This window comes from Uliginosibacterium sediminicola, assembly GCF_039631295.1.
GTDB classification, from domain to species: Bacteria; Pseudomonadota; Gammaproteobacteria; order Burkholderiales; family Rhodocyclaceae; genus Viridibacterium; species Viridibacterium sediminicola.
Genome location: NZ_JBDIVE010000004.1, coordinates 173,484 through 195,222, shown reverse-complemented (window position 1 = coordinate 195,222; position 21,739 = coordinate 173,484). Strand labels below are relative to the sequence as shown.

Here is a 21,739-nt window from a genome sequence, read left to right as displayed (position 1 = left end):
TCATCATGTTTCACATTCATCATCCGCAGACGATCATCAACAAGCAGACACGCAGCTTGCTGCGCGCCCTGATCGAAACCGCCGCACCGTACGCGCTGGCAGCCTTGCTGCTGTTCATGCATCACGAACAATACTTCGGTTAAGTGCAGTCCACTCGGCAATTTGAGGCGCAAAACGCCGCGCCAGCCTTGGCTGGCGGGCGGCCTCAAGAGTCCGCTTGAGGGACCTCAGCGGGCGCTGCCGACAGGCGCGGGTTCTTCCTGATGCCACACAGCGAAACGCTCGCGTAGCGTGTGAACCTGGCGATTGGCCATCAGCAGAAGTGGAAGCACAGCTTGGACCCCAGCCTGATCCCCCTCAAGACTGCCGCAGGCAGCGAAGAGATTCGTACCCGAGCCCTCAAGCTCGAATCGCGCATGCGCGCCTTGCTGATCCTCATCGACGGCCGCAAAGCCGTGCTCACGCTGCAGGAAACGGCGGGTGAAGCGACCATCAACAATCTGCGCCGCCTGCGCGAACTGGGCCTGGTGACCTGGGACAATTCGCTGTCCAGCCAGCTCAGCCGGCACAACTGAGCGCTACTTGATCAGGCCGTGTTCGCGCAGATAGGTGTGGAGGATATCCAGCCGCATCTGCGCATCATCGAGCTCCAGCAAGCGCAGCCGCGCCAGCGGCGGAATCGGCAGCACTTCAATGAAACGGTAGGCCAGCCAGCAGGCGTGCTCGAAGTCGTAGGGCGCGACGATCACCTCTTTGCCCTTGTCCGCCGCGATCAGGCGCAATAAGTTCTGCAAGGCGCTGTACTGGGTCGGCACCACCAGATCCTGCTCGGCCAGCCAGTGCACATCGGCCGTCACGGTGTTTTCCGGCGTCACGCGATGGGCGGCAATGCGAAAGCGGCGCCCGCCCTGGACGGTGATGCCCAGCACGCCTTGCTGCTGCATGTCCCAATCCACGATATGCGCTTCGACGCCGACGGCGTGCGGCGTGGCAGCTTCACCGACTTCGCGGCCCTGCTCGATCAGGCAGATGCCGAAAGGCAACATTGCCTGCATGCAGCGCGCAACCATGTCCATGTAGCGCGCCTCGAAAATGCGCAGCTTCATGCGCCCGCCCGGCAACAGGACATTACCGAGCGGGAAGATGGGAAGGACGGCGCTTTCGCCCTGGGCGAATGCCGCGTCCGGATGATCAGCAGCCATGCCGCATTGTACCCGACGGTACAATCACGCCATGACCGCACAGACCCCGCTCAACGACCTGCCAGCCCCCTCGCCCGACGCGCTGGCGCATTCCGCACAACTGACCGCGCTGATCCATGCCGAGATCAAGCGTGCCGGCGGCTGGATCAGCTTCGCACGCTACATGGAGCTGGCGCTGTACACGCCCGGCCTCGGCTATTACAGCGGCGGCTCGCGCAAGTTCGGCGAAGACGGCGACTTCATCACCGCGCCGGAAATCACGCCCTTGTTCGGCGCGGCCCTGGCCACGCAGATCATTGAGGTGATGGCGCAGTCGGCCGCGCAGATCATCGAAGTCGGTGCCGGCACCGGCATGCTGGCGGCCGACATCCTCAGCACGCTGGAAGCCGATGGTCACTTGCCCGACAGCTACGCGATCCTCGAACTCTCCGGCGAGCTGCGTGCCCGCCAGCAGGAAACCCTCAAGGCGCGCGTGCCGCATCTCCTGCCGCGCGTGCGCTGGCTCGATGCCTTGCCGCAGCGCTTTGCCGGCTGCGTCATCGCCAACGAAGTGCTGGATGTGATGCCGGTGCATTGCCTGGTCTGGCGCGACGGTGTCTGTCACGAACGCGGCGTGACGCTCGATGCGGACGCGCTGGCTTGGCAAGAACGTCCGCTGAACGAAGACCTGCGCGCACACGTAGCCAGATTGCCTGCGCCGCCCGCCAGCACCGACGGCGAATACTGCAGCGAAATCTGCCCCTCGGCGCAAGCCTGGATCGGCGAGTGGGCGCGCAGTCTGCAACAGGGCGCGGTGCTGCTGATCGATTACGGCTACCCGGCCGCCGAGTACTACCTGCCCTCGCGCAGCCACGGCACGCTGCAATGCTATTACCGCCACCGCGCGCACACCGATCTGCTGCGCTGGCCTGGCCTCAACGACATCACTGCATTTGTGGATTTCACCGCGGTGGCCGAAGCGGCGTTCGCGCAAGGCCTGGAGGTGATGGGTTACACCACGCAGGCGAGCTTTCTGGTCAATTGCGGGGTGCTGGAGCGACTGGCGCAGCGGGGCGAGACGGACAGTGCCGACTACCTGCGCGCCTCACGCGCGCTGCAACGCCTGATCGGCGCCCACGACATGGGCGAGATCTTCAAGGTGATCGCACTCGGACGTGGGCTGACGACGCCACTGCGCGGATTCGCGCGTGGCGACCGGACGCACGCCCTGTGAGAAGTCACTCACTCTTGTGAGCGGTACAGGCGTGACATGAAGTCATCAATGTCCTGCAGCGCCGGCGGTGTTGCCCGCACCGCCGAGCTGACCAGCTGCAGGCCGACACTGAGCACTTGTTGCGGCAACCAGTTGGCGTTGAGCACTTCTTCGCCGTAACGCTCCATGTCGGAGAGTTGTTCACCCGTCATCATGTTCATGATCTTCACCGTCATTTCAAACTCCGGTTGTACCGGACAGACTCTCTGTTGTGCCTGTCTCCAGGAGTTGCCTCATTCGCACGGCATGTGAGCCGCTGAAACTGCGCAATCCTTAAACCTTTTAACGTTTATTAACCGAAAAGGTTGAGGGGAAATGACGGTGAATTGATGAACAATTGCAAACCCTGTCACGCGCCCACGGGTAGTCCCGTACAAGCCATGGGCACATGATGCAGCGCACACGCGGCGCGTGACGGGCGCTTGCCCGGAAGGTCGGCGTTCTTGCCCGAAAGTCTGCCTGCGAGGCTGGGCGTTCAGGGGCGTTTCTTGGCCGCCGCTTCGCTCAGTTCGAGATAGCGCGTGCGGTCTTGCTCAAAGCGCGCTTGTGTCGCGTCAAGGGTGCGTTGCTTGCTGTCGATCACGGAGCGCACGGCAGCCAGTTCAGAGGTATTGGTGGCGAGTCGATCTGCCACATCGTGCGGCACGGCGCCATTGGCCGGCACCTGCTTTTCGAGCTTGGCACGCGCGGCCAGCAAATCGGCCTCGCGCGATTTGGCAATCTTGAGTTCGGTTTCGAGCGGGGCGATGTCGCGATTGCGTCGCGCCTCGATCTCGCTGACGCTGTTGTAGGTGTCCATCAGCACGCGATCACGGCGCTGTGCTTCGGCCGTGGCAATCGCACGATCGCGCTGCGCCTTGAGTTCGGCATCGCGCCGGACACGCTGTTCAGGCGTCAGCGGCGCCTCGACCTCACGCACCACGCGCCCGGAAGGCGACATCTCGCGATAGGCACGGTCGTAACAGACTTGCGGCAGGGGGTCGCCGCAGGTCTTGTGGCCGGAACTGTCGACACAGCAGTAGCTGCGCGTCTGCGCCGCCACCCACTGGCTACCGAACGCCAGCGTGGCCAGACACGTTATGCGCAGCAAAGCTTTCATCGCCGGCTCCTCACGCCACGCCGTAGGTATCGCGATACTGCTGGACCGACTGCAGATGCGCGGCCAGCGTCGGACTGTCTTGCAGATATTGCATCAGATCGGCCAGCGTGGCGACCGCAATCACCGGCACGCCGAAGGATTCGCGCACTTCCTGCACCGCGCTGAGCGCGCCGGTGCCACGTTCCATGCGGTCGAGCGCGATCACCACACCGGCCAGCTCGGCGCCAGCGGCCTTGATCAGCTCGACGGATTCGCGCACCGAGGTGCCGGCGGAGATCACATCGTCAATCACCAGCACACGGCCCTTGAGCGGTGCGCCGACGATCACACCGCCCTCGCCATGATCCTTGGCTTCCTTGCGATTGAAGCAGAACGGCAGATTCTGACCTTGCGCAGCAAGCGCGATGGCCGTGCCGGCGGACAGCGGGATGCCTTTGTAGGCCGGCCCGAACAAGGTGTCGAAGGCGATGCCGCTGGCGCGGATGGCTTGCGCGTAGTAGCCGCACAGCGCGCCGAAGGAGGCGCCGTCGTCAAATAGCGCCGTGTTGAAGAAGTACGGCGAGAGGCGGCCGGACTTGATCTTGAACTCGCCAAAACGCAGCACGCCTTTATCGACCGCGAGGGCCAGAAATTCCTGACTATGACTAGAATGCACGACTGATCAATCTCAACTATTGGACGGCCCGATGTTACGCGTCATCACAGCCAACCTCAACGGCATCCGCTCGGCTGCCAGCAAGGGTTTCTTCGACTGGTTGCCGGCGCAAGACGCCGACGTGGTGTGCCTGCAGGAAGTGAAGGCACAGGAAGCGGATCTGACCCAGGATCTGCTGCACCCGGCGGGCTACAGCGGGCATTTCTTCTGCGCCGAGAAACGCGGCTACAGCGGCGTTGCGCTGTATTGCCGCCAGCCTGGCGTGATCTCGCGCGGCATCGGCGATGCGGAGTTCGATGCCGAAGGGCGCTACATCCAGACCGATTTCTCGCATGCCGGCAAGGACGTATCGATCATCTCGCTGTACGTGCCCTCGGGCTCCAGCTCGGAGGAACGCCAGCAGGCCAAGTTCCGCTTCCTGGACCTGTTCTACCCGCGTCTGGCGGCGCTGCACGCAAGCGGTCGCGAGGTCATCGTGTGTGCGGACTGGAACATCGCGCACCAGGAAATCGACCTCAAGAACTGGAAGAGCAATCAGAAGAATTCCGGCTTCCTGCCCGAAGAGCGCGCCTGGATGAGCCGCGTGCAGGACGAACTGGGCTGGGTGGATGTCTATCGCCGCCTGCATCCGGAGACGACTGGCGAGAGCTACACCTGGTGGTCAAACCGTGGTCAGGCCTGGGCCAACAATGTCGGTTGGCGTCTGGATTACCAGCTGGCGACACCCGCGCTGGCCGCCACTGCCCGCGCGGCGGCCGTGTTCAAGGCGCAGCGCTTCTCCGACCACGCACCGCTGAGCATCGATTACGCGTTCTGAGCCGCCTCAGGGCTTGCACCAGATCTGCTTGAAATCGAGCCCGACCAGCGACTTGTCGGGGCGCATCACGGCGGCAATTGCGAAATCCGCTTCGGCACAATTGCGCTGGAACGGATCGATGGTGGCCAGGCCCTTGGCGTTGATCAGGGTCTTGACCAGCGGCGCCTTGGCCGTCGCGCCACGCTTGTAGACCACGGCCACCTCGCCATTGACCAGCTTGACGATGGTGCCCGGCGGGTAGATGCCCAGTTCCTTGATCAACATGCCCGGCCAGGGGCTGGAGGGATCCTGCCCTTGCTGAGCAAACAGGATGCGCGTGGCCTCGCTGGCCAGCACCGGTTTGCGATAAGCGCGCGGGCTGATCTTGGCGCTGAACACATCGCACACGCGGATCAGCTGGGCCAGCTCGCTGGGGTTTTTCACCTTCCGCGGGTAGCCCGTGCCGTCAAGCGTCTCATGGTGTTCGAGCACCGCACGCAACCACTCGCGGTCTTCGACGCCACACTGCATCAGGATGCGCGCCGATTCAGCCGGATGATTGCGGATCTGCTCGCGCTGCGCGGCGTTGGGCGACTCGCGCTGATTGCGCAGACTCAGCTGCAACTGCAGCATGCCGACATTCATGGTCAGCGCCGCACAACACAGCCTTTCGCGCTCTGCCTGCGGCCAGCCGGCACGCGCAGCGAGCAATTCGACCAGCACGGCGACATGGAAACTATGGGCAATCGGGTAGTTGCGATGCTCCATCAGCTGGATCGAGGCCAGCGCCAGATCGGGACTCTTTTTGGCCAGCACCGCCACCTGTTGCGCCTGGTTGCGCACATCGCCGGCAAAGCTGCCATCACGCGGCAGCGCCTCCAGCAACCAGGCCAGATGCGCCTGCACCGACTCCATCAGGTAGATCGGGTCATACACTTTCTCGCGCGGCGCACTGCTCTGGCGGGAAGCCTGGTACTCAGCCGCATCGACAAACATGCCGCGGGCGAGCAATTCATTGAGCTGGGCCTCGCTGCGCACCACATTGCCCTTGCTCAGCAGCAAGGTGCCAGAGAGATCAAGCACATCCCAGGGTAATGCGTCATTCAGATGCAGCTGATCCGCCTGCAGTCGATGCAGTTCCTTCTCCATCCCCGTGTCTCCTCGTTGGTGGCCTTTCTTCGATGTGCCACTCGCTCAAGATCTACGGCGCACGTTACACCAGCTTGAAGAGATCAGACGCCAAGCCCGTCACGCTTTGCTTCGCCGCGTCGCCACCAGGATGCCACCGAGGATCAGCGCCATCCCTGCGAAGTGGTACAGATGCGGTACCTCGCCGAGAAAAATCGCTGACAGCAAAGGCGTCGCCACCGGCATGATGTGGATGAACAGCCCCGCCACCGAACCGCCGACCTGCGCCACCGCACGATTCCAGAACACATAACCGAGGAAAGCCGGAAAGATGCCCGTATACGCCATACCGGCCAGTGCGGCCGGCGTTGCATGAATCATGCGTCCTGATGCCAGTTCCCAAGCATAGAACGGCGCCAGACCGATGATGCCGACGCCGGTCAGCAGCCACAGCAAGCTCATCGGGTGCAAAGCAGCGGGGCGGAACTGCAATAACAAGGTGTACAGCGCCCACACCAGCACCGAGGCCATGATCCACAAGTCGCCAATATTGAAGCTCAGCGCCGCCAAGCGGGCGAATTCGCCATGCGCCACCACCACCGTCACGCCGCTGAGCGACACCGCAACGCCCAGCACCTCATGCCAGGCCAGACGCTTGCCGAAAAAGGCAAAGGACAAACCGATGATGACGATGGGAATGAAGGAATTGAGCAGCACGCCATTGGTGGCCGTGGTGAACTGCAGGCCGACATAGGCCAGCGTGTTGTAGCCCGCCACGCCGAACAAGCCGAGCGCAAGCAGAATGGGCCAATGCGCGCGCAAGGCTGGCAGGCACTGTGCGCGATGCGGCCAGGCAAACGGCAATACGCAGCCAAAGGCAATCACCCAGCGCCAGAAAGCCAGCGCTACCGGTGGCACATCACCGCGAAAACCGCGCCCGACCACCCAGTTGCCCGACCAGAACAGCACTGTCAGCGTCAGCAAGGCATATGGGTGGGCAAGACGTGTACGCAAAGACATGGCTGATCGGGGTCCGCAGAAGTGAGGCGCTATCCTGAGCGAGCCGGCAGCTTAGCGCAATTGCGTTAAACTCCCGCTTCCCTCCGCATCACCCACGCCCGCAGGGCGCGCGCCTCATGAGCCCCGAATTCCTGATTCTGCTGCCGCTGGCCTTTGTCACCGGCATCATCAACGCGGCCGTCGGTGGTGGTGGCCTGATCCAGGTACCCGGCCTCTACGCCATCCTCACCACAGCCAGCCCGGCGCAGTTGATGGGCACCGACAAGCTCGCCTCGATCTGCGGTCACGCCACCTCGGTGCACCAGTACGCCACGCGGATCGCGCTGCCCTGGCGCCTGGTGCTGCTGACTGCAGCGTCCGCCTTCATCGGTGCGCTGGCAGGGGTCAGCGTGATGTCCATCGTGCCGACCAGCTGGATGAAGCCGGTGGTGGTCGTGATCCTCGCCGTGATGCTGGTCTACACCTGGTTCCGCCCACAGTTCGGCACGCAGGATGCGCACAAGGAGATCACCCGTGGCGACCTCTACAAAGGTCTCGCCCTCGGCCTGGCGATCGGTTTCTACGATGGCTTCATCGGCCCGGGCACCGGCAGCTTCCTGCTGTTCCTCTTCGTGCGCTGCTTCCACTTCGACTTCCTGCGCGCTTCGGCCTGCGCCAAGGTGGTCAACTTCGGCACCAACCTCGCCGCGCTGGCCTTCCTGGTGCCCGCCGGCATGGTCTTCTACCACTTCGCGATTCCGATGGGCATCGCCGGCATCCTCGGCTCGCTGGTTGGCACGCGCCTGGCCATGCGCGGCGGCAACCACTGGATCCGCCGCCTGTTCCTGATCCTCGCCATCACCCTGCTCGCCAAGCTGGCCTGGGAATCGTTCCGCGCGTGGATGTGATGAAAGCGCGCGCTAACGGCGCTCGAAAGCCAGCATGAAATAGCAGGCCGCCGCGAACGCTGCCGCGCTGATCACCCCCCAGAACAGCAGCCAGTTCTGCCCCCCTGCGGCCTGCGTCACCTGGAACAGCGCACCGCTCCCCAGATAGCCACACAGGTTCGCCAAGCCACCGGTCAGCAAGGCAAACAGCGCCTGCGCCCGCGCGCGCATGTCGGTCTCGATGTGCTCGGCCAGGTAGATCTGCGCCGTCACGTAGTAGAAGGCGAAACTCGCACCGTGCAGCGAGATACCCAGCAACTGCGCCAGCGGGTGATCAAGCGCAAACAGCGCGTAGCGCAGGGCGCCCAGCAGCAAGCCCGTCGCGAGAACGGACTTCAGGTGGGTACGCCGCGTCACACGCGCGAGGAAGAACAGCGCGATCACCTCGCTCACCTGCCCCAGCGTCATCGTCGCCGAAGGGTGCGCAAAGCCCAGCGCCGACAAGTGCAGCGGCGTGTAGGGATAGTAGGCCGCCATCGGAATGCCAAACAGCGTCACCGTCAGCAGCAGCGCGCGGTGATTGGGGTGCCCCAGCAAGCGCAACGCATCCAGCCCGAGGCGCTCCTTCCAGTTGCACGCCGCGCCCGCACCGCCCGCCGCGCTGGGCGGCAAGCAGTAAGTGAAGACGCCCAGAGCCATCAGGATGCCCGCCGACACAAAGCCCGAAACCGGCGACGCATCCCCCGCCAGCACCCAGCTCACCAGCCAACCCGCCACGATCCAGCCCAGCGTCGCCCACAGCCGCAGCGGGCCAAACTCGCGCGAGGGATTGCGCAGCTGTTGCAAAGCCGCCGTCGTCACCAGGCTGTTGGTGGGGCTGTAGCACAGCGCATACAGCTGCATGCCGAGCAACACCCAGAAGCTCCCCCAGTGCTGCGCCACCGCCAGAAAGGTGAAACCCAGACACAGGCCGGACAGCCAGAACAGCAGACGCATCAGCTTGACCGGCGAGATATGGCGATCCGCCATCGCCCCCACGAACAGCGGCGAGATGAAGCTAGCCAGCGCATTACACGTGAAGGCCACCCCAATCAGATCCTGCAGGCCCTCGGCTTTGAGAATGTTGCTGAAGGGCACCGTCCACATGCCCAGCGCGCAATACTGGCAGAAGAAGACAAGAGCAAAGGGAACGACGGCGCGGCGGGAAGACTGCATGAGAGGCCAGAAAGGTTTCAGCCGCGTATTTTACGGTGCTACAGATGAGTCGGGCGCAAGAACCGCAAGGCGTTGCGCCGGATCAGACAAGCTCGCCTCACGAACGCGTGGATGAAAACGTATTGACGTTATCAATACGTCACCTATCATGCGTAGATGGATCTCGACTTCGTCTTGCGCGGACTTCACTTCCGTTGGGCGCAGATAAAGCCGCCAGCAATCTAAGCAAACACGGCGTGTCGTTCGATCGAGCACGCCGCCGAGGTTTTTCTCGATCCCTTCATCACCCTCAGTGACGCCTCGCGCAACGCCGAAACGCGCGACGCAGCGCTGGGTGTGGACTTCGCCTTCCGTGTGCTGTTCGTCGTACCCATGATTGTCGAAGACGATTACATCCGCATCATCTCGGCACGCAAGGCAGAAGCCCTGGAGAGGAAACGCTATGAAAATGGAAACGCTTAAGAAGCGCCTGGGCAAAGACCGCCCGATGACATCGGTGACCCTGCGCATGCCCGAAGACGTGGTCGACGACCTCAAGCGCATCGCCCCGCTGCGCGGCTTCTCCGGCTACCAGGCACTCATGCGCGCCTACGTCGGCGCCGGCTTGCGTAAAGACATCGAACAGCTCGAAGGCTCAGCGCTGGCACAGCTCGTCGCCATCCTGCGCGAACAAGGCGTACCCGAAGAAACGCTCAACAAAGCCGTCGAGGAGGTTTCGCGGCAGGCGGCGTGATGATGGGTTCTTGTCGCGTGCTGGCCACGCGTTTTGTTGTTTGGTAGTTTTGTAAGGTGCAATCAGCGCAGCGCATTGCACCGGATGTTTGCGTATGGAGCCGGCAATTCGGCGCAATGCCCTTCGGTTATTGCGCCCTACGTCCCTTAACCGTGTGATCTTATGATTTGCCCAGCTTCTCAGCCTTTGCTGATGGATTTGGGCAAGTTGAACGTAAGCCATCAATGTGCTCGTTCAGACTTGGAGGAATTGCTTGCCACATGGGATCAAGAACAAAATCCACACCTTCACGTCTAGCTAATTTAGCGGCAGGTACAAAGTCTGCATCACCTGCTATCAGAACTATTTGATCAACTTGTTTTTTTAACGCGAGTGCTGAGATATCGATTCCAATTCTCATGTCAACGCCCTTCTGGCGAAAGCTCGGGATGACGTCGTTTTCACCAACTTCCGTCAACAGTTTTCGCCCTTTCAGCAAGTCTTCAACAACCTGGGGTTTAAATGTCCAGCGCACATCATTTGCTATATGACCAAGACGTAGAGCGACCTTCCGTTTAGTTCTGAGGCACTGGTGTAGTTCAAGTCTAAACTTGGCCTCATCAGATTTGCCAAAATCAACGGGCTTTTTTGTTATTGGGTTATGCATCTTTTTGTCTAGCGGCGGACAATCGTAGAAAAAGATGCGGTACAGCTCGTGACGGCGTTCTCTACCTTCTCTTAAGTGCGCCATCCCCCAACGCCAAGCTTGCTCGGCAACGCGACTTGCGTTGAGCGCATTATTGGGTTCAAGAGCGCGGAATCTTTTGATGAAATACGCGCCGTCAATCAATATTGCCGTTGGCATATTTTCCTCTATAGACAAAATAAAGCCCCAAGGTTCGGCTCGTTCAGAATGGCGGGAACGGCGTACTGCTAGGGGCTAGATGGCCTGAATGATAGAGCAATCAATGAGATCGTCAATAGCAAACCTCCTATCCAAGGTGACTATTTGTAAATTTAATAATACGCTACAAGTAGCGTTACGAAGTAGATCTACTCCTATTGCCCCCAACCAGTGAGGTAGCGCGATACTCACCCCCCAAACAAATCCCCCGCGCCATCCGCGCGGGGTTGCGCCAAGCCAAAATGCCGCCAGATCGCCGGCGTCGCCACGCGACCGCGCGGGGTGCGCTGCAGGTAGCCTTGCTGGATAAGGTAGGGTTCGAGGACGTCTTCGATGGTGTCGGGCGCTTCGCCGATGGCGGCGGCGAGGTTGTCGAGGCCGACCGGGCCGCCGGCGAATTTTTCGAGCATGGCGAGCAGCATCTTGCGGTCCATGATGTCGAGACCGAGGTGGTCGACGTCGAGCATGATCAGCGCGGCGTCGGCGACGGTTTTGGTGATGCGGCCGTCGGCTTTGACTTCGGCATAGTCGCGGCAGCGCCGCAGCAGGCGGTTGGCGATACGCGGCGTGCCGCGTGAGCGGCGGGCGATTTCGAAGGCGCCTTCGTCGTCGATGCCGACTTCGAGCAGGCGCGCCGAGCGGCTGACGATCAGCGCCAGCTCTTGCGGCGTATAAAACTCCAGGCGGGCGTTGATGCCGAAGCGGTCGCGCAGCGGGTTGGTGAGCATGCCGGCACGCGTGGTGGCGCCGATCAGCGTGAAAGGTGGCAGGTCGAGCTTGACCGAGCGCGCCGCCGGGCCTTCGCCGATCATGATGTCGATCTGGAAGTCTTCGAGCGCGGGGTAGAGGATTTCTTCGACGACGGGCGAGAGACGATGGATTTCGTCGATGAACAGCACGTCATTGGCTTCAAGATTGGTGAGCAGCGCGGCAAGGTCGCCCGCGCGTTCGAGCACCGGGCCGGAAGTCTGGCGCAGATTGACGCCCAGCTCCGCGGCGATGATGTTGGCCAGCGTGGTTTTGCCGAGCCCCGGCGGGCCGAACAGCAGCACGTGGTCGAGCGCTTCGCCGCGATTCTTGGTGGCGCTGATGAAGATTTCGAGCTGTTCGCGGATCTTCTGCTGGCCGACGTAATCGGCGAGCCGCTTGGGGCGCAGGGCGCGCTCGATGGCGTCTTCCTGCGGCGTGGCGGCGCCGGGCGAGACGAGGCGGCCGGGCTGGAGCTTGTCGGTTTCTATCATCGGGCGAGTATAGGAGTACGGTCAGGGGGCGTCAAAACGACGCCCGGATGAGCTGCGTCATTTCCAGTGCGGCGTCTGATTTTTGACGCAGAGGACGCAAAGGGCACAAAGGCCCGCGAAGATTCAGAGCTTGGCTGATTGTGCGAGATCTGGACACGTATACCTTTGCGAAACTTTCTTTATTTTCTTGGTGTCCTTCGCGTCAAAAAACAGCGCTTGAATTGAAGAAATAGCACGCAGCAAGTCCCTATGTTCAAGTCTATGGAAGCATGCCGATCTCACGCGCCGTCAGCGGGCCGATCAGGCATTCGCGCAGGGAGTGCGGCATGGAGAGTTCCGACTCGGAGACGGGAATGCGGCCGGCCATCAGTTCGCAGCGTGCTTGCGGGTAGCGCGGGTTCGAGGCGGGATCGGCGAAGCCATCGGGGTAGCTTGGCTGCAGACTGCCGAAGTCGTATTTGTCGGTGGCGCCCATGGTGTGCAGGATTTCGTGGGCGATGACGACGTTGTTGCTGCGCTGCATCTCCTGCGCGACGTGCACATTGCTGATCGCCAGCTGACCTTTGGCGAGGCCATGGGAATCGGGCACGCGGCCACCGCTGAGGTCGGAATCCCAATAGATGACGAAGGCGCGGATGTCGGCATGCGGCACACCGTCGGGCTGATGCCAGGCCCACCCGCGCAGCTTGAGGCTCCACAGCACGACATCCAGCCCGCTGCGCGCTTGCGGTGCGGGCGGCGGCAGGCTGGCAAGTGCCGGCTGCAGGCTCACGTGCACTGGCATCAGGGTGCTGACGCCGTGCTCGGCGGCTTGCTCAGCCAGGAAGCGTTCGATGTCCTTGAAGCTTTCGGCATTGAGGCTGGCGATGCGCGCGGCGGTGCGGGCGCTGCCGTCGCCATTGATCGGGAACACCGCGATCTGCAAGGTGTTGTGCCAGTCACGCGCATGACCTTGCGCCCGCCAGGTGCTCAACGCGACCGTGGCGAGAATGAACAGCAGGAAGGTGATACGCAGTTTTTTCCACATGGCCGGGCGCCTCGTCGCGAAGCGCCCAGCATATCAGTGGTCGCCCCCGCCCGCGGCCATCTTGCCGCCACGCACCGGATGGGCGAACCAGACAGTTGCCGTGAGGACGAGAAAAATCATGCAGCTAAGCCAGAACAGCTCGTCCGCCGCCAGGGTGAAGGCTTGCTGGCTGAGCAGACGCTCGATGAGGCCCAGCGATTGCTGCTCGCTCATGCCGCTGGCCTGCAACTGCGTCAGCGTATTGGCGGCCACCGGCTGCAGGGCCGAGATGTTCTCGGCGAGCCGTGCATGATGCAGGCTGGCGCGGTTTTCCCACAGCGTGGTGAACACCGAAGCGCCCATTGCGCCAAAGGTGATGCGCACGAAGCTCGACACGCCCGAAGCCGAGGGAATGCGCTCGGGCTTCATCTGCGACAGGCTGATCGACACCAGCGGAATGAAGAAGGTGGCCATCGCTGCGCCCTGCACGAACTGCGGCGCGAAGAAGCTCCAGAAATCTGCCTGGATGGTGAAGTGCGAGCGCATCCACGAGGCCAGCGCAAACACCACAAAGGCAAACGAGGCGATGTAGCGCGCATCGAATTTATGCAGGTTCTTGCCAACGATGGGCGACAGCACGATGGCGAGGATGCCCACCGGCGCCGTCGCCAGCCCGGCCCAGGTCGAGGTGTAGCCCATGTACTGCTGCAGCCACAGCGGCATCAGCACCACGGTGCCGAAGAACAGGCCATAGCCAAGCGAGATGGCGATGGTCGACACGGTGAAGTTGCGCAGCTTGAACAGGGTGAGATCGACGACCGGATGCGGCTCCTTGAGCTCCCACACGACGAAGAAGCAGAAGCCCATGAAAGCCGTGGCGGCCAGGGCGACGATCTCCATCGAGTTGAACCAGTCGAGTTCCTTGCCCTTGTCGAGCGTGAGCTGCAGCGCGCTGACCCAGACGATCAGCAGCACCAGGCCGACCGCGTCGATGGGCAGCTTGCGTGTCGCCGTCTCGCGCGTCTTGAAGATGCCCCACACCACCCAGGCGGCGATCAGGCCGGCCGGCACGTTGACGTAGAAGATCCACGGCCAGCTCATATTGTCGGAGATCCAGCCGCCGAGAATCGGCCCCATCACCGGCGCCACCAGGGTCGTCATCGACCAGGCAGCGAGCGCGATGCCGACTTTCTCTTTCGGGTAGCTGGACATCAGCAGCGCCTGCGAGAGCGGAATCATCGGCCCGGCGACGAAGCCTTGCAGCACGCGGAAGGCGATCAGCATCGGCAAGCTGGTCGACAGGCCACAGAGGAAGGAAGCCAGGGTGAACAACAGGATCGAGGCGACGAACAGCCGCACCTGGCCAAAGCGCTGGGTCAGCCAGCCGGTCAGCGGCACCGAGATGGCATTAGCCACCGCGAACGAGGTGATCACCCAAGTGCCCTGGTTCGGCGACACGCCCATGTCGCCGGCAATCGCCGGCAGCGACACATTGGCGATGGTGGTGTCGAGCACGTTCATGAAGGTGGCGAACGACAAAGCCACCGTCGCGATCAGGCGCGTCCTGCCTTCGAGCGGCTGCAGGGGCTGCGGTGCAGTCATGCTTACTTGCCCAGATTGTCGTGGATGATCTTGTCGGCACGGGCGCGGGCGGCGCTCAGTGCGGCCTCATCGACACTGGCCAGCGGTGCTACGGCGGGCTTGGCGGCGTCGGCCACCGGCGTGCCGTCCTTGCCGCGCACATCGACCTCGGCATCGACCGACATGCCGACGCGCAGCGGATGCGCCTTGAGCTGTTCGGCGTCGAAACTGATCCGCACCGGCACGCGCTGTACCACCTTGATCCAGTTACCGGTGGCGTTCTGCGCCGGCAGCAGCGAGAACACCGCGCCGGTCCCGGCGGCGACGCCCTCGATCTTGCCGTCGTAATCCACCGCGCTGCCGTAGAGGTCGGCGCGCACCCGGACATGCTGGCCAATGCGCATATTACGCAGCTGCACTTCCTTGAAGTTGGCATCGACCCACACATCGTTCAGCGGCACCACCGCCATCAGCGGCGCGCCCGGGGCGACGCGCTGGCCGACCTGCACACTGCGCCGAGCCACCACACCGTCGAGCGGCGCCCGCAGCGTGGTACGCGACAGCGCCACGGCGGCTTCTTCAAGCTTGCTGGCGGCGCTCTTGACCAGGGGATGCTCCTCGATCTTCAGGCCGACGGTCTGCACACTGGCCGCAGCCAGCTGTTCGCGGGCCACACGCAAGGCAGCGCGGGCGCTCTTGTCGGCTTCACGCGCCTGGTCGATGTCTTCCTGCGCCACCGCGCCGGTGCCGGCGAGAGACGAGCGACGTTGCAGCAAATCAGCCGTGCGCGACACTTCGGCTTCACGCACCTTGACCGCTTCGCCGAGGGAATTGAGGTTGGCATACACGCCACGCAGTTGGCGCACGGCTTGCGCCAGCGCGGTCTCGGCCTGGTTGAGCGCCAGTTGCGCATCGACCGGATCAAGCTGCACCAGCACGTCGCCGGCATGCACGCTCTGCGTGTCATCGACGCGCACTGCGGTGACCGTGCCACCCACTTGCGGCGTGATCTGCACGATGTGGGCCGACACATAGGCGTCGTCAGTCGATTCGCGACCACGCAGCATGAAATACCACCAGGCCGCGGCTACACCGCCGAGCAGGATGAAGATGACGGCCAGGCGGATCATGCCGCGACGGCGACTGGCCAGCGCCGGATTGGCGTCGTTATGGAGGGGGGCGGGAGTCTGACTCATGAGGGGTCCTTCTTGTTTGCGGCTGTCAGTAATGCAGGCAGGGCGGCAGCGCCGTCGCCGCCAATGGCGCGGATGAGCTGGATGCGGGAGTCAAAGCGGAAAGCAGCCAGATCCGCCAGATTGCGCTCGGCCACCAGGCGCTGGGCGCTGGCGCTGAGCACCGGCAAATGGTTGATGAGGCCTTTTTTCTCGCGCTGGGCGAGCAGGCTCTCCACTTCACGCGCCTTGTCGTAGGCGGTCTGCAGTTCGACTTGCTGGCGGTCAGCACTGTCGAGCTGGCTCAGGGTATCGACGATTTCACGCATCGCATCGAGCAGGGTCTGGTTGTACTGCGCCACGGCCGCGTCGATGTCGGTGGTCTTCATGCCGTAGCTGGCGCGCAGGCGGCCGGCGTCAAAGATCGGCAAGCTGATCGCCGGCCCCACGGAATAGGTACGCGAACCGAAGTCCAGCCACTTGTCGAAGCCCAGCGACTGGAAGCCGACGAAGCCGACCAGATTGACGTTGGGGTAGAAGCCGGCCTTGGTCACTGCGGCGTCCTGGGTCGCCGCCTCGACACGCCAGCGGCTGACCGCGACGTCCGGACGGCGCGCCAGCACTTCGGCCGACAGGCTGGCCGGCAAGCCGGCCTTGTCGATCTGCAGACTCGGCGCGGCAAGCTTTTCGCCGCTGGCCGGATCACGTCCCGCAAGGACTGCGACCAGATGGCGCTGCAGCAGGCTGCGTGCTTCGAGCGTGCGCAGCTCGCCGCGCATCGAGGCCATCGCAGCTTCGCTCTGCATGCGCTCGACGCCGGGCTCAAAGCCCGCCTTCTCACGCAGACGCTGCAAGGCGAGGGTCTGCTCGCGCACCGCCAGCTGCTGCGCCAGCAAGTTGCGCTGGCGCGTCAGGCGATCAAGCTCGACCCAGCTGCGCACCAGGCTGCTGGCAATGCTCAGGCGGGCGACCTGCAGGTCGGCCGCAGCAAGCTTTTCCTGCGCGATGGCGCCGTCGAGCGCGGCACGCTGCTTGCCCCAGAAGTCGATCTCGCCCGAGAAATCCAGACCCAGGCGATTATTGCTGCGCACCGAACCGGCCACCGGCGCGGGAATCAGGTGATGCTCGGCAAAACGCTGCTGGGTCGGATTGGCGCCGAGCGTGACGCTCGGGCCATACGCCGCATCGGCCGCATCGATGAGGATGCGTGCGCGCTGCAGGCGCATCGCTGCGGCGGCAAGGCTGGGGTTGTCGCGCAAGGCAGCATCGACCAGCTCATCGAGCTGCTTGTCACCAAACACCGCCCACCAGCGCTCGCTGGGGAAGCTGTTCTGTGCCGCCGGCGCAGCGGCCGGCGCTGGCAAGGGTTTGAGCTGAGGCGCGATGCCCGCCGGTGAAACACAGGCCGCCAGCACGAGCGCGCTCAAGCCTGAAGCCGCCATGCTCCGCCAGCCGGCAAATTGATGTTGGCTCATGCTCAGACCTCGCCTTTCTGCGCGTGCTGAGTCGCCTCGTGGGCCGACCAATTCTGTTCGGCCATGTTCAGCGCCTTGCGCAGCATGAGCTTGAGCTGCTCGATCTCGCCATCCTGAAAATCGCTCATCAACATATTGCCGACGCTGCAAAAGCGCTCCGGCAGCTGCTCACACAAATGGCGCCCGGCTTCGCTGAGCTGCAAATGCACCACGCGGCGGTCGGTCTCGCTGCGCGAACGACTCAGCAAACCTTTGTCTTCAAGCTTGTCGAGCATGCGCGTCATGGCGCCGGTGTCGTAACCGCCGAAGCGGCACAGCGTCGCCGCCGGCACATCCGGATTGCGCGAGATGCGCAGCAACACGACGGCCTGCGCAGCGGAGATGTCCAGATCCGCCACCTGCTCATCCAGCGCCATGTGCATGACGCCACGCAGCTTGCTGATGAGATAACCAAGACTGTCCTCGAAGACGAAGTGCTCGGGTTTGAATTGCATTTCACTGTCCTTGCAATAACTGCCTGGGCAGCAATTTAAGCGACGCAAAATTAGCTGTCAAGGCAGTGATTGTCTGGTCAGAAATCCTCACGCACTTCCACACAGGCTGCGGAGGCAGCCGGCCAAGCCGGTAGAATCGCGCCATGCCTGCCGCAAACCTGCCTCCCCGCACGCTCTCGGTCGCGCCCATGCTCGACTGGACCGACCGCCATTGCCGCTATTTCCACCGCCTGCTCAGCCCGCACGCCTGGCTCTACACCGAGATGGTCACCACCGGCGCCCTGCTGCATGGCGATGTGCCGCGCCACCTGCGCTTCAACGCCGCCGAGCAGCCGGTGGCGCTGCAGCTGGGCGGATCAGAGCCGGAAGCGCTGGCGCAAGCGGCCAAGCTGGGCGAGGAATGGGGCTACGACGAGATCAACCTCAATTGTGGCTGTCCCTCGGAACGCGTGCAGAACGGCGCGTTCGGCGCCTGCCTGATGCACGAGCCGGCGCTGGTGCGCGACTGCGTGGCGGCGATGCGCGCGGCGGTGAGCATCCCGGTGACGGTCAAACACCGCATCGGCATCGACCGCATCGAAAGCTATGACTTCGTGCGCGATTTCGTCGGCACGGTGGCGCAGGGCGGTGCCACGAGCTTCATCGTGCATGCGCGCAACGCGTGGTTACAGGGCTTGTCGCCCAAGGAGAACCGCGAGATTCCGCCGCTGCGCTACGAATTCGCGGCGCAACTCAAGCGCGACTTCACGCAGCTGGAAATCATCGTCAATGGCGGCATCGCCAATCTGCCCTCGATCCGCGACCGGCTTGCCGAAGTCGATGGCGTGATGATCGGCCGCGAGGCCTACAACAATCCCTGGCTGCTGACTGAATGGGAAACCGCGCTGTTCAACGCCGACTGGGCGCCGACGCGCGAGGAGATCATCGCCGAGCTGGTGCGCTACTGCGCACACGAGCAGCGCGAATACGGCACGCCGATGCGCAGCATGGTGCGCCACTTCCTCAACCTCGCCAACGGCCTGCCCGGCGCGCGCAGCTTCCGCCGCATGCTCTCCGAACCAGCAACGCTCAAGGACGCCGGGCCGGAGCTGCTGAATCAAGCCTGGGCGCTGGTTGCCTCGGCTGGATAAGCGCGCCTTGCGAGGGTCCCAATCCGGGACTATAGTGCCTTGGTATGAGAATCGTTGCCCTCAAGACGCTACGCGACTTCTGGCTGCAGCATCCGGCCGCCGAACAGGCACTCAAAGCTTGGCTGGATGAAGCCCGCCAGGCCGATTGGCAATCGCCGGCAGACATCAAGGCGCGCTACCGCAGTGCAAGCTTCCTGCACAATCGCCGCGTGGTGTTCAACATCAAGGGCAATGATTTCCGGCTGGTCGTCGCGGTGGCTTACCGCTTCCAGGCGGTCTACGTGAAATTCGTCGGCACGCACGCGCAATACGACGCAATTGATGCCGAAACGGTGGAAGCAGGAGATTGATGATGGAGATTCGCCCGATCCGCAGCGAGCAGGATTACCAGGCCATGCTGCGCGAGGTCGCGGCATACTTTGACGCGGAACCCGATCCCGGCACGCCGGAAGGTGACCGCTTCGAGATTCTGCTGACCTTGCTGGAAGCCTACGAAACCAAGCATTTCCCGATCAGCGCGGCCGACCCCATCGAGGCTATCCGCTTCCGCATGGAACAACAAGGCCTGAGCGTCGCCGACATGAAACCCTACATCGGCAGCAGCAACCGTGTTTATGAAGTCCTCAACGGCAAACGCCGCCTGAGCCTGGCCATGATCCGTCGCCTGCACAGCGGGCTGGGTATTCCGGCCAGCGCCTTGATCGCTTAAGCGCCGAAGTGATCGTAGGCGCGCGCCACGAGCGTGCTGCGCGTGCCGTCGGCGGCCAGCAGTTCGATGCCGGATTCCTCGCGCAATTGGCCGATGCGTGTCAGCGGCAATTCAAGCTGCACGGAAAGCGCGGTGATTTGAGCGCGCAAATCTGCCGGCGCGCTGAACAGCAATTCGTAATCATCACCGCCGCGTAGCAGCGCATTGCGCGCCGCCGCCGCGTCCTGGCAGGCGGCAAAGGGCTCGGCCAGCGGCAAGCGCGCTTCTTCGAGCAAGGCGCCGCAGTGCGATTGTTCGAGGACGTGGCCCAGATCGCCGAGCAGGCCGTCAGAGACATCCAGCATCGCCGTGGCCAGGCCGCGCAGGGCGAGGCCCAATGCGACGCGTGGTTGCGGGCGATGCAGCGCGGCCAGACAAGGCACGCGCCAGTCGGCGGCCAGTTCGCGCTGCCCCAGCAATTGCTGCAAGCCCAGCGCAGCCAGACCGGGGCGGCCGGAAATCCACAGATCCTCGCCCGCCCGCGCGCCACTGCGCAGCACGGCTTCGCCAGCCGGCACTTCGCCGAACACGGTGGCGCAGAGATTGAGCGGGCCGCGCGTCGTATCGCCGCCGATCCAGTCGACATCAAAGGCTGCGCAGCAGGCAGCAAAGCCCTCGGCAAAAGCAGCCAACCAGGCTTCATCCACCGTCGGCAAGGCCAGCGCGAGGGTGATCCAGCGCGGCTGGGCGGCCATCGCCGCCATGTCGGAGATATTCACCGCCGCTGTCTTCCAGCCAATCGCGTGTGGATCAGCATCGGCCAGGAAGTGCGTGCCGGCGACCAGCATGTCGGTCGACACCACCAGCTGCATGCCGGCTTGCGGACGCAGCAGGGCGCCATCGTCACCAACACCGAGATCGGTTTGGCGCGTGGCACGCGTGAAGTGGCGGGCGATGAGATCGAATTCGCTGCTCATGATCTTTTAGAGCTGGTGGATGAGATCAAGGCTCGCATTTGACGCGAAGGACGCAAAGGAAAAACAGAAGGTTCGCAAAGGAATTCATCGACGTGATGCTCACGACTTGAAGCTTTGCGAACCTTCGCGTCTCTTTGCGTCCTTCGCGTCAACACTACAAAGGCTCAGTCAGCACAGCCCCTTAGCGCCGGCTCTTGGCCTCCACCTCGGCCGCGCGCAGCTGCGGTGCGAGCTTGTCGAGCACGCCGTTGACGAAGCGGTGGCCGTCGGTGCCGCCAAAGGATTTGGCCAGCTCGATGGCTTCGTTGATGACCACGCGGTAAGGCGTTTCGATGCGCTCGGCCAGCTCGTAGGTGCCGAGCAGCAGGATGGCGCGTTCGATCGGCGAGATTTCACCGACCGGACGATCCAGATAGGGCAGGAAGCGCGCTTCGATCTCGTCGGCCTTGGCGGCAGCGCTGCGCAGCAGCAGCAGGGCCAGCGGCTTGTCGGCACGCGCCCAGGCTTCGGACTCCTGCTCGAGGTGATGCTCGATCATCTCAACCGAGTTGCCGCTCATGCGCCACTGGTAGAGGCCTTGCATGGCGACTTCGCGCGCCAGGCGGCGCGGCGACTTCTTGGGTTCTTCAACACTGACGACATCTTCACTCATGGCAGGGCTTTCAACAGGTTCGCCATCTCGATGGCAACAAGGCCGCATTCCTGGCCCTTGATGTGCATGCGTGCATGCGCCTGATCATCGTCTTCGGTGGTCAGCACGCCATTGGCAATGGGGATATTGGTATCGAGCTGCACGCGGGTAATGCCGGCAGCCATTTCGTTGGAGACGACTTCGAAGTGATAGGTATCACCGCGAATGACGGCGCCGAGCGCCACCAGGGCGTCGTAGCGACCGCTGCGCGCCAGCTTTTGCAGCGCCAGCGGCAGTTCCAGCGCGCCGGGCACGGTGACGATCAGCAGATGTTCGGGCTCGACGCCGTGGGTGAGCAGCTCGGTCACGCAGCCGGTGAGCAGGTTTTCGCCGACATCGGCAGAAAAGCGCGCCAGCACGATGGCGATGCGCAGCGACTTGCCGTCGTGGCGGGGGCCGATTTCGGGGACATGTTCAAAACGGGGCATTGCGGAT

The 21,739-nt window shown here is 63.2% G+C and carries 27 protein-coding genes; 10 read left to right on the top strand and 17 right to left on the bottom strand.

Going from position 1 to position 21,739, the window contains the following annotated elements; all coding sequences use genetic code 11:
* Window positions 1-5: 5 nt before the first annotated feature.
* Both ABDB84_RS09840 and ABDB84_RS09835 read left to right on the top strand, forming a co-directional pair.
* The gene (locus ABDB84_RS09840; protein WP_345919548.1) at window positions 6-143 is read left to right on the top strand and encodes a hypothetical protein; all 138 of its coding nucleotides are present in this window, start codon (window positions 6-8) and stop codon (window positions 141-143) included.
* Window positions 144-293: 150 nt separating this feature from the next.
* Window positions 294-575, top strand: a complete 282-nt coding sequence (locus tag ABDB84_RS09835; protein ID WP_345919547.1) for a hypothetical protein — start codon at window positions 294-296, stop codon at window positions 573-575.
* A gap of 3 nt (window positions 576-578) precedes the next feature.
* Here the strand turns inward: ABDB84_RS09835 and ABDB84_RS09830 are convergent, their stop codons facing one another.
* The gene (locus ABDB84_RS09830) at window positions 579-1,202 is read right to left on the bottom strand and encodes an LON peptidase substrate-binding domain-containing protein (RefSeq protein WP_345919546.1); all 624 of its coding nucleotides are present in this window, start codon (window positions 1,200-1,202) and stop codon (window positions 579-581) included.
* 31 nt (window positions 1,203-1,233) lie between these two features.
* Between ABDB84_RS09830 and ABDB84_RS09825 the strand changes: the two genes are divergently transcribed.
* A complete protein-coding gene (locus tag ABDB84_RS09825) occupies window positions 1,234-2,415 on the top strand; it encodes a class I SAM-dependent methyltransferase (protein WP_345919545.1) in 1,182 nt (393 codons plus the stop codon).
* 8 nt (window positions 2,416-2,423) lie between these two features.
* On the opposite strand, the gene ABDB84_RS09820 is transcribed toward ABDB84_RS09825, so the two are convergent.
* The 3 genes from ABDB84_RS09820 to pyrE form a co-directional block, all read right to left on the bottom strand.
* Window positions 2,424-2,630 (bottom strand): hypothetical protein, encoded by a 207-nt coding sequence (locus ABDB84_RS09820; RefSeq protein ID WP_345919544.1) that lies wholly within the window; start codon window positions 2,628-2,630, stop codon window positions 2,424-2,426.
* Between the two features lie 299 nt (window positions 2,631-2,929).
* Window positions 2,930-3,553 carry a hypothetical protein gene (locus ABDB84_RS09815; RefSeq protein ID WP_345919543.1) on the bottom strand — a complete coding sequence of 208 codons (624 nt, stop codon included), beginning with the start codon at window positions 3,551-3,553 and terminating at the stop codon, window positions 2,930-2,932.
* A gap of 10 nt (window positions 3,554-3,563) precedes the next feature.
* Complete coding sequence (pyrE, locus tag ABDB84_RS09810; protein WP_345919542.1) at window positions 3,564-4,208, bottom strand: orotate phosphoribosyltransferase; 645 nt, start codon at window positions 4,206-4,208, stop codon at window positions 3,564-3,566.
* A gap of 31 nt (window positions 4,209-4,239) precedes the next feature.
* On the opposite strand from pyrE, the gene ABDB84_RS09805 reads away from it, so the two are divergent.
* A complete protein-coding gene (locus ABDB84_RS09805; protein WP_345919541.1) occupies window positions 4,240-5,025 on the top strand; it encodes an exodeoxyribonuclease III in 786 nt (261 codons plus the stop codon).
* Window positions 5,026-5,031: 6 nt separating this feature from the next.
* On the opposite strand, the gene ABDB84_RS09800 is transcribed toward ABDB84_RS09805, so the two are convergent.
* Window positions 5,032-6,153, bottom strand: a complete 1,122-nt coding sequence (locus ABDB84_RS09800) for an HD-GYP domain-containing protein (protein WP_345919540.1) — start codon at window positions 6,151-6,153, stop codon at window positions 5,032-5,034.
* 99 nt (window positions 6,154-6,252) lie between these two features.
* Complete coding sequence (locus ABDB84_RS09795) at window positions 6,253-7,152, bottom strand: DMT family transporter (protein ID WP_345919539.1); 900 nt, start codon at window positions 7,150-7,152, stop codon at window positions 6,253-6,255.
* 116 nt (window positions 7,153-7,268) lie between these two features.
* On the opposite strand from ABDB84_RS09795, the gene ABDB84_RS09790 reads away from it, so the two are divergent.
* A complete protein-coding gene (locus tag ABDB84_RS09790; RefSeq protein ID WP_345919538.1) occupies window positions 7,269-8,039 on the top strand; it encodes a sulfite exporter TauE/SafE family protein in 771 nt (256 codons plus the stop codon).
* A gap of 12 nt (window positions 8,040-8,051) precedes the next feature.
* Here the strand turns inward: ABDB84_RS09790 and ABDB84_RS09785 are convergent, their stop codons facing one another.
* Window positions 8,052-9,233 carry an MFS transporter gene (locus tag ABDB84_RS09785; RefSeq protein WP_345919537.1) on the bottom strand — a complete coding sequence of 394 codons (1,182 nt, stop codon included), beginning with the start codon at window positions 9,231-9,233 and terminating at the stop codon, window positions 8,052-8,054.
* 246 nt (window positions 9,234-9,479) lie between these two features.
* Here ABDB84_RS09785 and ABDB84_RS20080 point away from each other — a divergent pair, with 246 nt between their 5' ends.
* Together ABDB84_RS20080 and ABDB84_RS09780 are read left to right on the top strand one after the other, a co-directional pair.
* The gene (locus ABDB84_RS20080; protein WP_428715087.1) at window positions 9,480-9,695 is read left to right on the top strand and encodes a BrnT family toxin; all 216 of its coding nucleotides are present in this window, start codon (window positions 9,480-9,482) and stop codon (window positions 9,693-9,695) included.
* Window positions 9,682-9,966 carry a hypothetical protein gene (locus tag ABDB84_RS09780; protein ID WP_345919536.1) on the top strand — a complete coding sequence of 95 codons (285 nt, stop codon included), beginning with the start codon at window positions 9,682-9,684 and terminating at the stop codon, window positions 9,964-9,966. Before ABDB84_RS20080 ends, ABDB84_RS09780 begins: the two co-directional genes overlap by 14 nt.
* Before the next feature lie 160 nt (window positions 9,967-10,126).
* Here ABDB84_RS09780 and ABDB84_RS09775 read toward each other — a convergent pair whose 3' ends face one another.
* The 7 genes from ABDB84_RS09775 to ABDB84_RS09745 form a co-directional block, all read right to left on the bottom strand.
* Entirely contained in the window at window positions 10,127-10,828 is a 702-nt protein-coding gene (locus ABDB84_RS09775) for an NYN domain-containing protein (protein ID WP_345919535.1), read from the bottom strand.
* Window positions 10,829-11,037: 209 nt separating this feature from the next.
* Entirely contained in the window at window positions 11,038-12,090 is a 1,053-nt protein-coding gene (ruvB, locus tag ABDB84_RS09770) for a Holliday junction branch migration DNA helicase RuvB (protein WP_345919534.1), read from the bottom strand.
* Window positions 12,091-12,349: 259 nt separating this feature from the next.
* The gene (locus ABDB84_RS09765) at window positions 12,350-13,117 is read right to left on the bottom strand and encodes a zinc metalloprotease (RefSeq protein WP_345919533.1); all 768 of its coding nucleotides are present in this window, start codon (window positions 13,115-13,117) and stop codon (window positions 12,350-12,352) included.
* A 33-nt stretch (window positions 13,118-13,150) separates the two neighbouring features.
* The gene (locus tag ABDB84_RS09760) at window positions 13,151-14,698 is read right to left on the bottom strand and encodes a DHA2 family efflux MFS transporter permease subunit (protein WP_345919532.1); all 1,548 of its coding nucleotides are present in this window, start codon (window positions 14,696-14,698) and stop codon (window positions 13,151-13,153) included.
* A 2-nt stretch (window positions 14,699-14,700) separates the two neighbouring features.
* Entirely contained in the window at window positions 14,701-15,873 is a 1,173-nt protein-coding gene (locus ABDB84_RS09755; protein ID WP_345919531.1) for an efflux RND transporter periplasmic adaptor subunit, read from the bottom strand.
* The gene (locus ABDB84_RS09750) at window positions 15,870-17,324 is read right to left on the bottom strand and encodes an efflux transporter outer membrane subunit (RefSeq protein ID WP_345919530.1); all 1,455 of its coding nucleotides are present in this window, start codon (window positions 17,322-17,324) and stop codon (window positions 15,870-15,872) included. The genes ABDB84_RS09755 and ABDB84_RS09750 overlap by 4 nt, the downstream gene beginning before the upstream one ends.
* Window positions 17,325-17,326: 2 nt before the next feature.
* Window positions 17,327-17,818 (bottom strand): MarR family winged helix-turn-helix transcriptional regulator, encoded by a 492-nt coding sequence (locus ABDB84_RS09745; protein ID WP_345919529.1) that lies wholly within the window; start codon window positions 17,816-17,818, stop codon window positions 17,327-17,329.
* Window positions 17,819-17,961: 143 nt separating this feature from the next.
* Here ABDB84_RS09745 and dusA point away from each other — a divergent pair, with 143 nt between their 5' ends.
* From dusA to ABDB84_RS09730, 3 genes are read left to right on the top strand one after another with little or no spacing between them, the layout of a single operon-like run.
* Complete coding sequence (gene dusA / locus ABDB84_RS09740; protein WP_345919528.1) at window positions 17,962-18,948, top strand: tRNA dihydrouridine(20/20a) synthase DusA; 987 nt, start codon at window positions 17,962-17,964, stop codon at window positions 18,946-18,948.
* A 44-nt stretch (window positions 18,949-18,992) separates the two neighbouring features.
* Window positions 18,993-19,298, top strand: coding sequence for a type II toxin-antitoxin system HigB family toxin (locus tag ABDB84_RS09735; RefSeq protein WP_345919527.1), 306 nt, complete (start codon window positions 18,993-18,995; stop codon window positions 19,296-19,298).
* Window positions 19,298-19,657, top strand: a complete 360-nt coding sequence (locus tag ABDB84_RS09730) for a helix-turn-helix domain-containing protein (RefSeq protein ID WP_428715083.1) — start codon at window positions 19,298-19,300, stop codon at window positions 19,655-19,657. The genes ABDB84_RS09735 and ABDB84_RS09730 overlap by 1 nt, the downstream gene beginning before the upstream one ends.
* Here ABDB84_RS09730 and thiL read toward each other — a convergent pair.
* The 3 genes from thiL to ribH form a co-directional block, all read right to left on the bottom strand.
* Window positions 19,654-20,613: a thiamine-phosphate kinase gene (thiL, locus tag ABDB84_RS09725; protein WP_345919526.1), complete on the bottom strand. Its 960-nt coding sequence runs from the start codon at window positions 20,611-20,613 to the stop codon at window positions 19,654-19,656. The genes ABDB84_RS09730 and thiL overlap by 4 nt on opposite strands.
* Before the next feature lie 181 nt (window positions 20,614-20,794).
* Window positions 20,795-21,265, bottom strand: coding sequence for a transcription antitermination factor NusB (nusB, locus tag ABDB84_RS09720; protein WP_345919525.1), 471 nt, complete (start codon window positions 21,263-21,265; stop codon window positions 20,795-20,797).
* Window positions 21,262-21,732 (bottom strand): 6,7-dimethyl-8-ribityllumazine synthase, encoded by a 471-nt coding sequence (gene ribH / locus ABDB84_RS09715; protein ID WP_345919524.1) that lies wholly within the window; start codon window positions 21,730-21,732, stop codon window positions 21,262-21,264. Before ribH ends, nusB begins: the two co-directional genes overlap by 4 nt.
* Window positions 21,733-21,739: the final 7 nt, after the last annotated feature.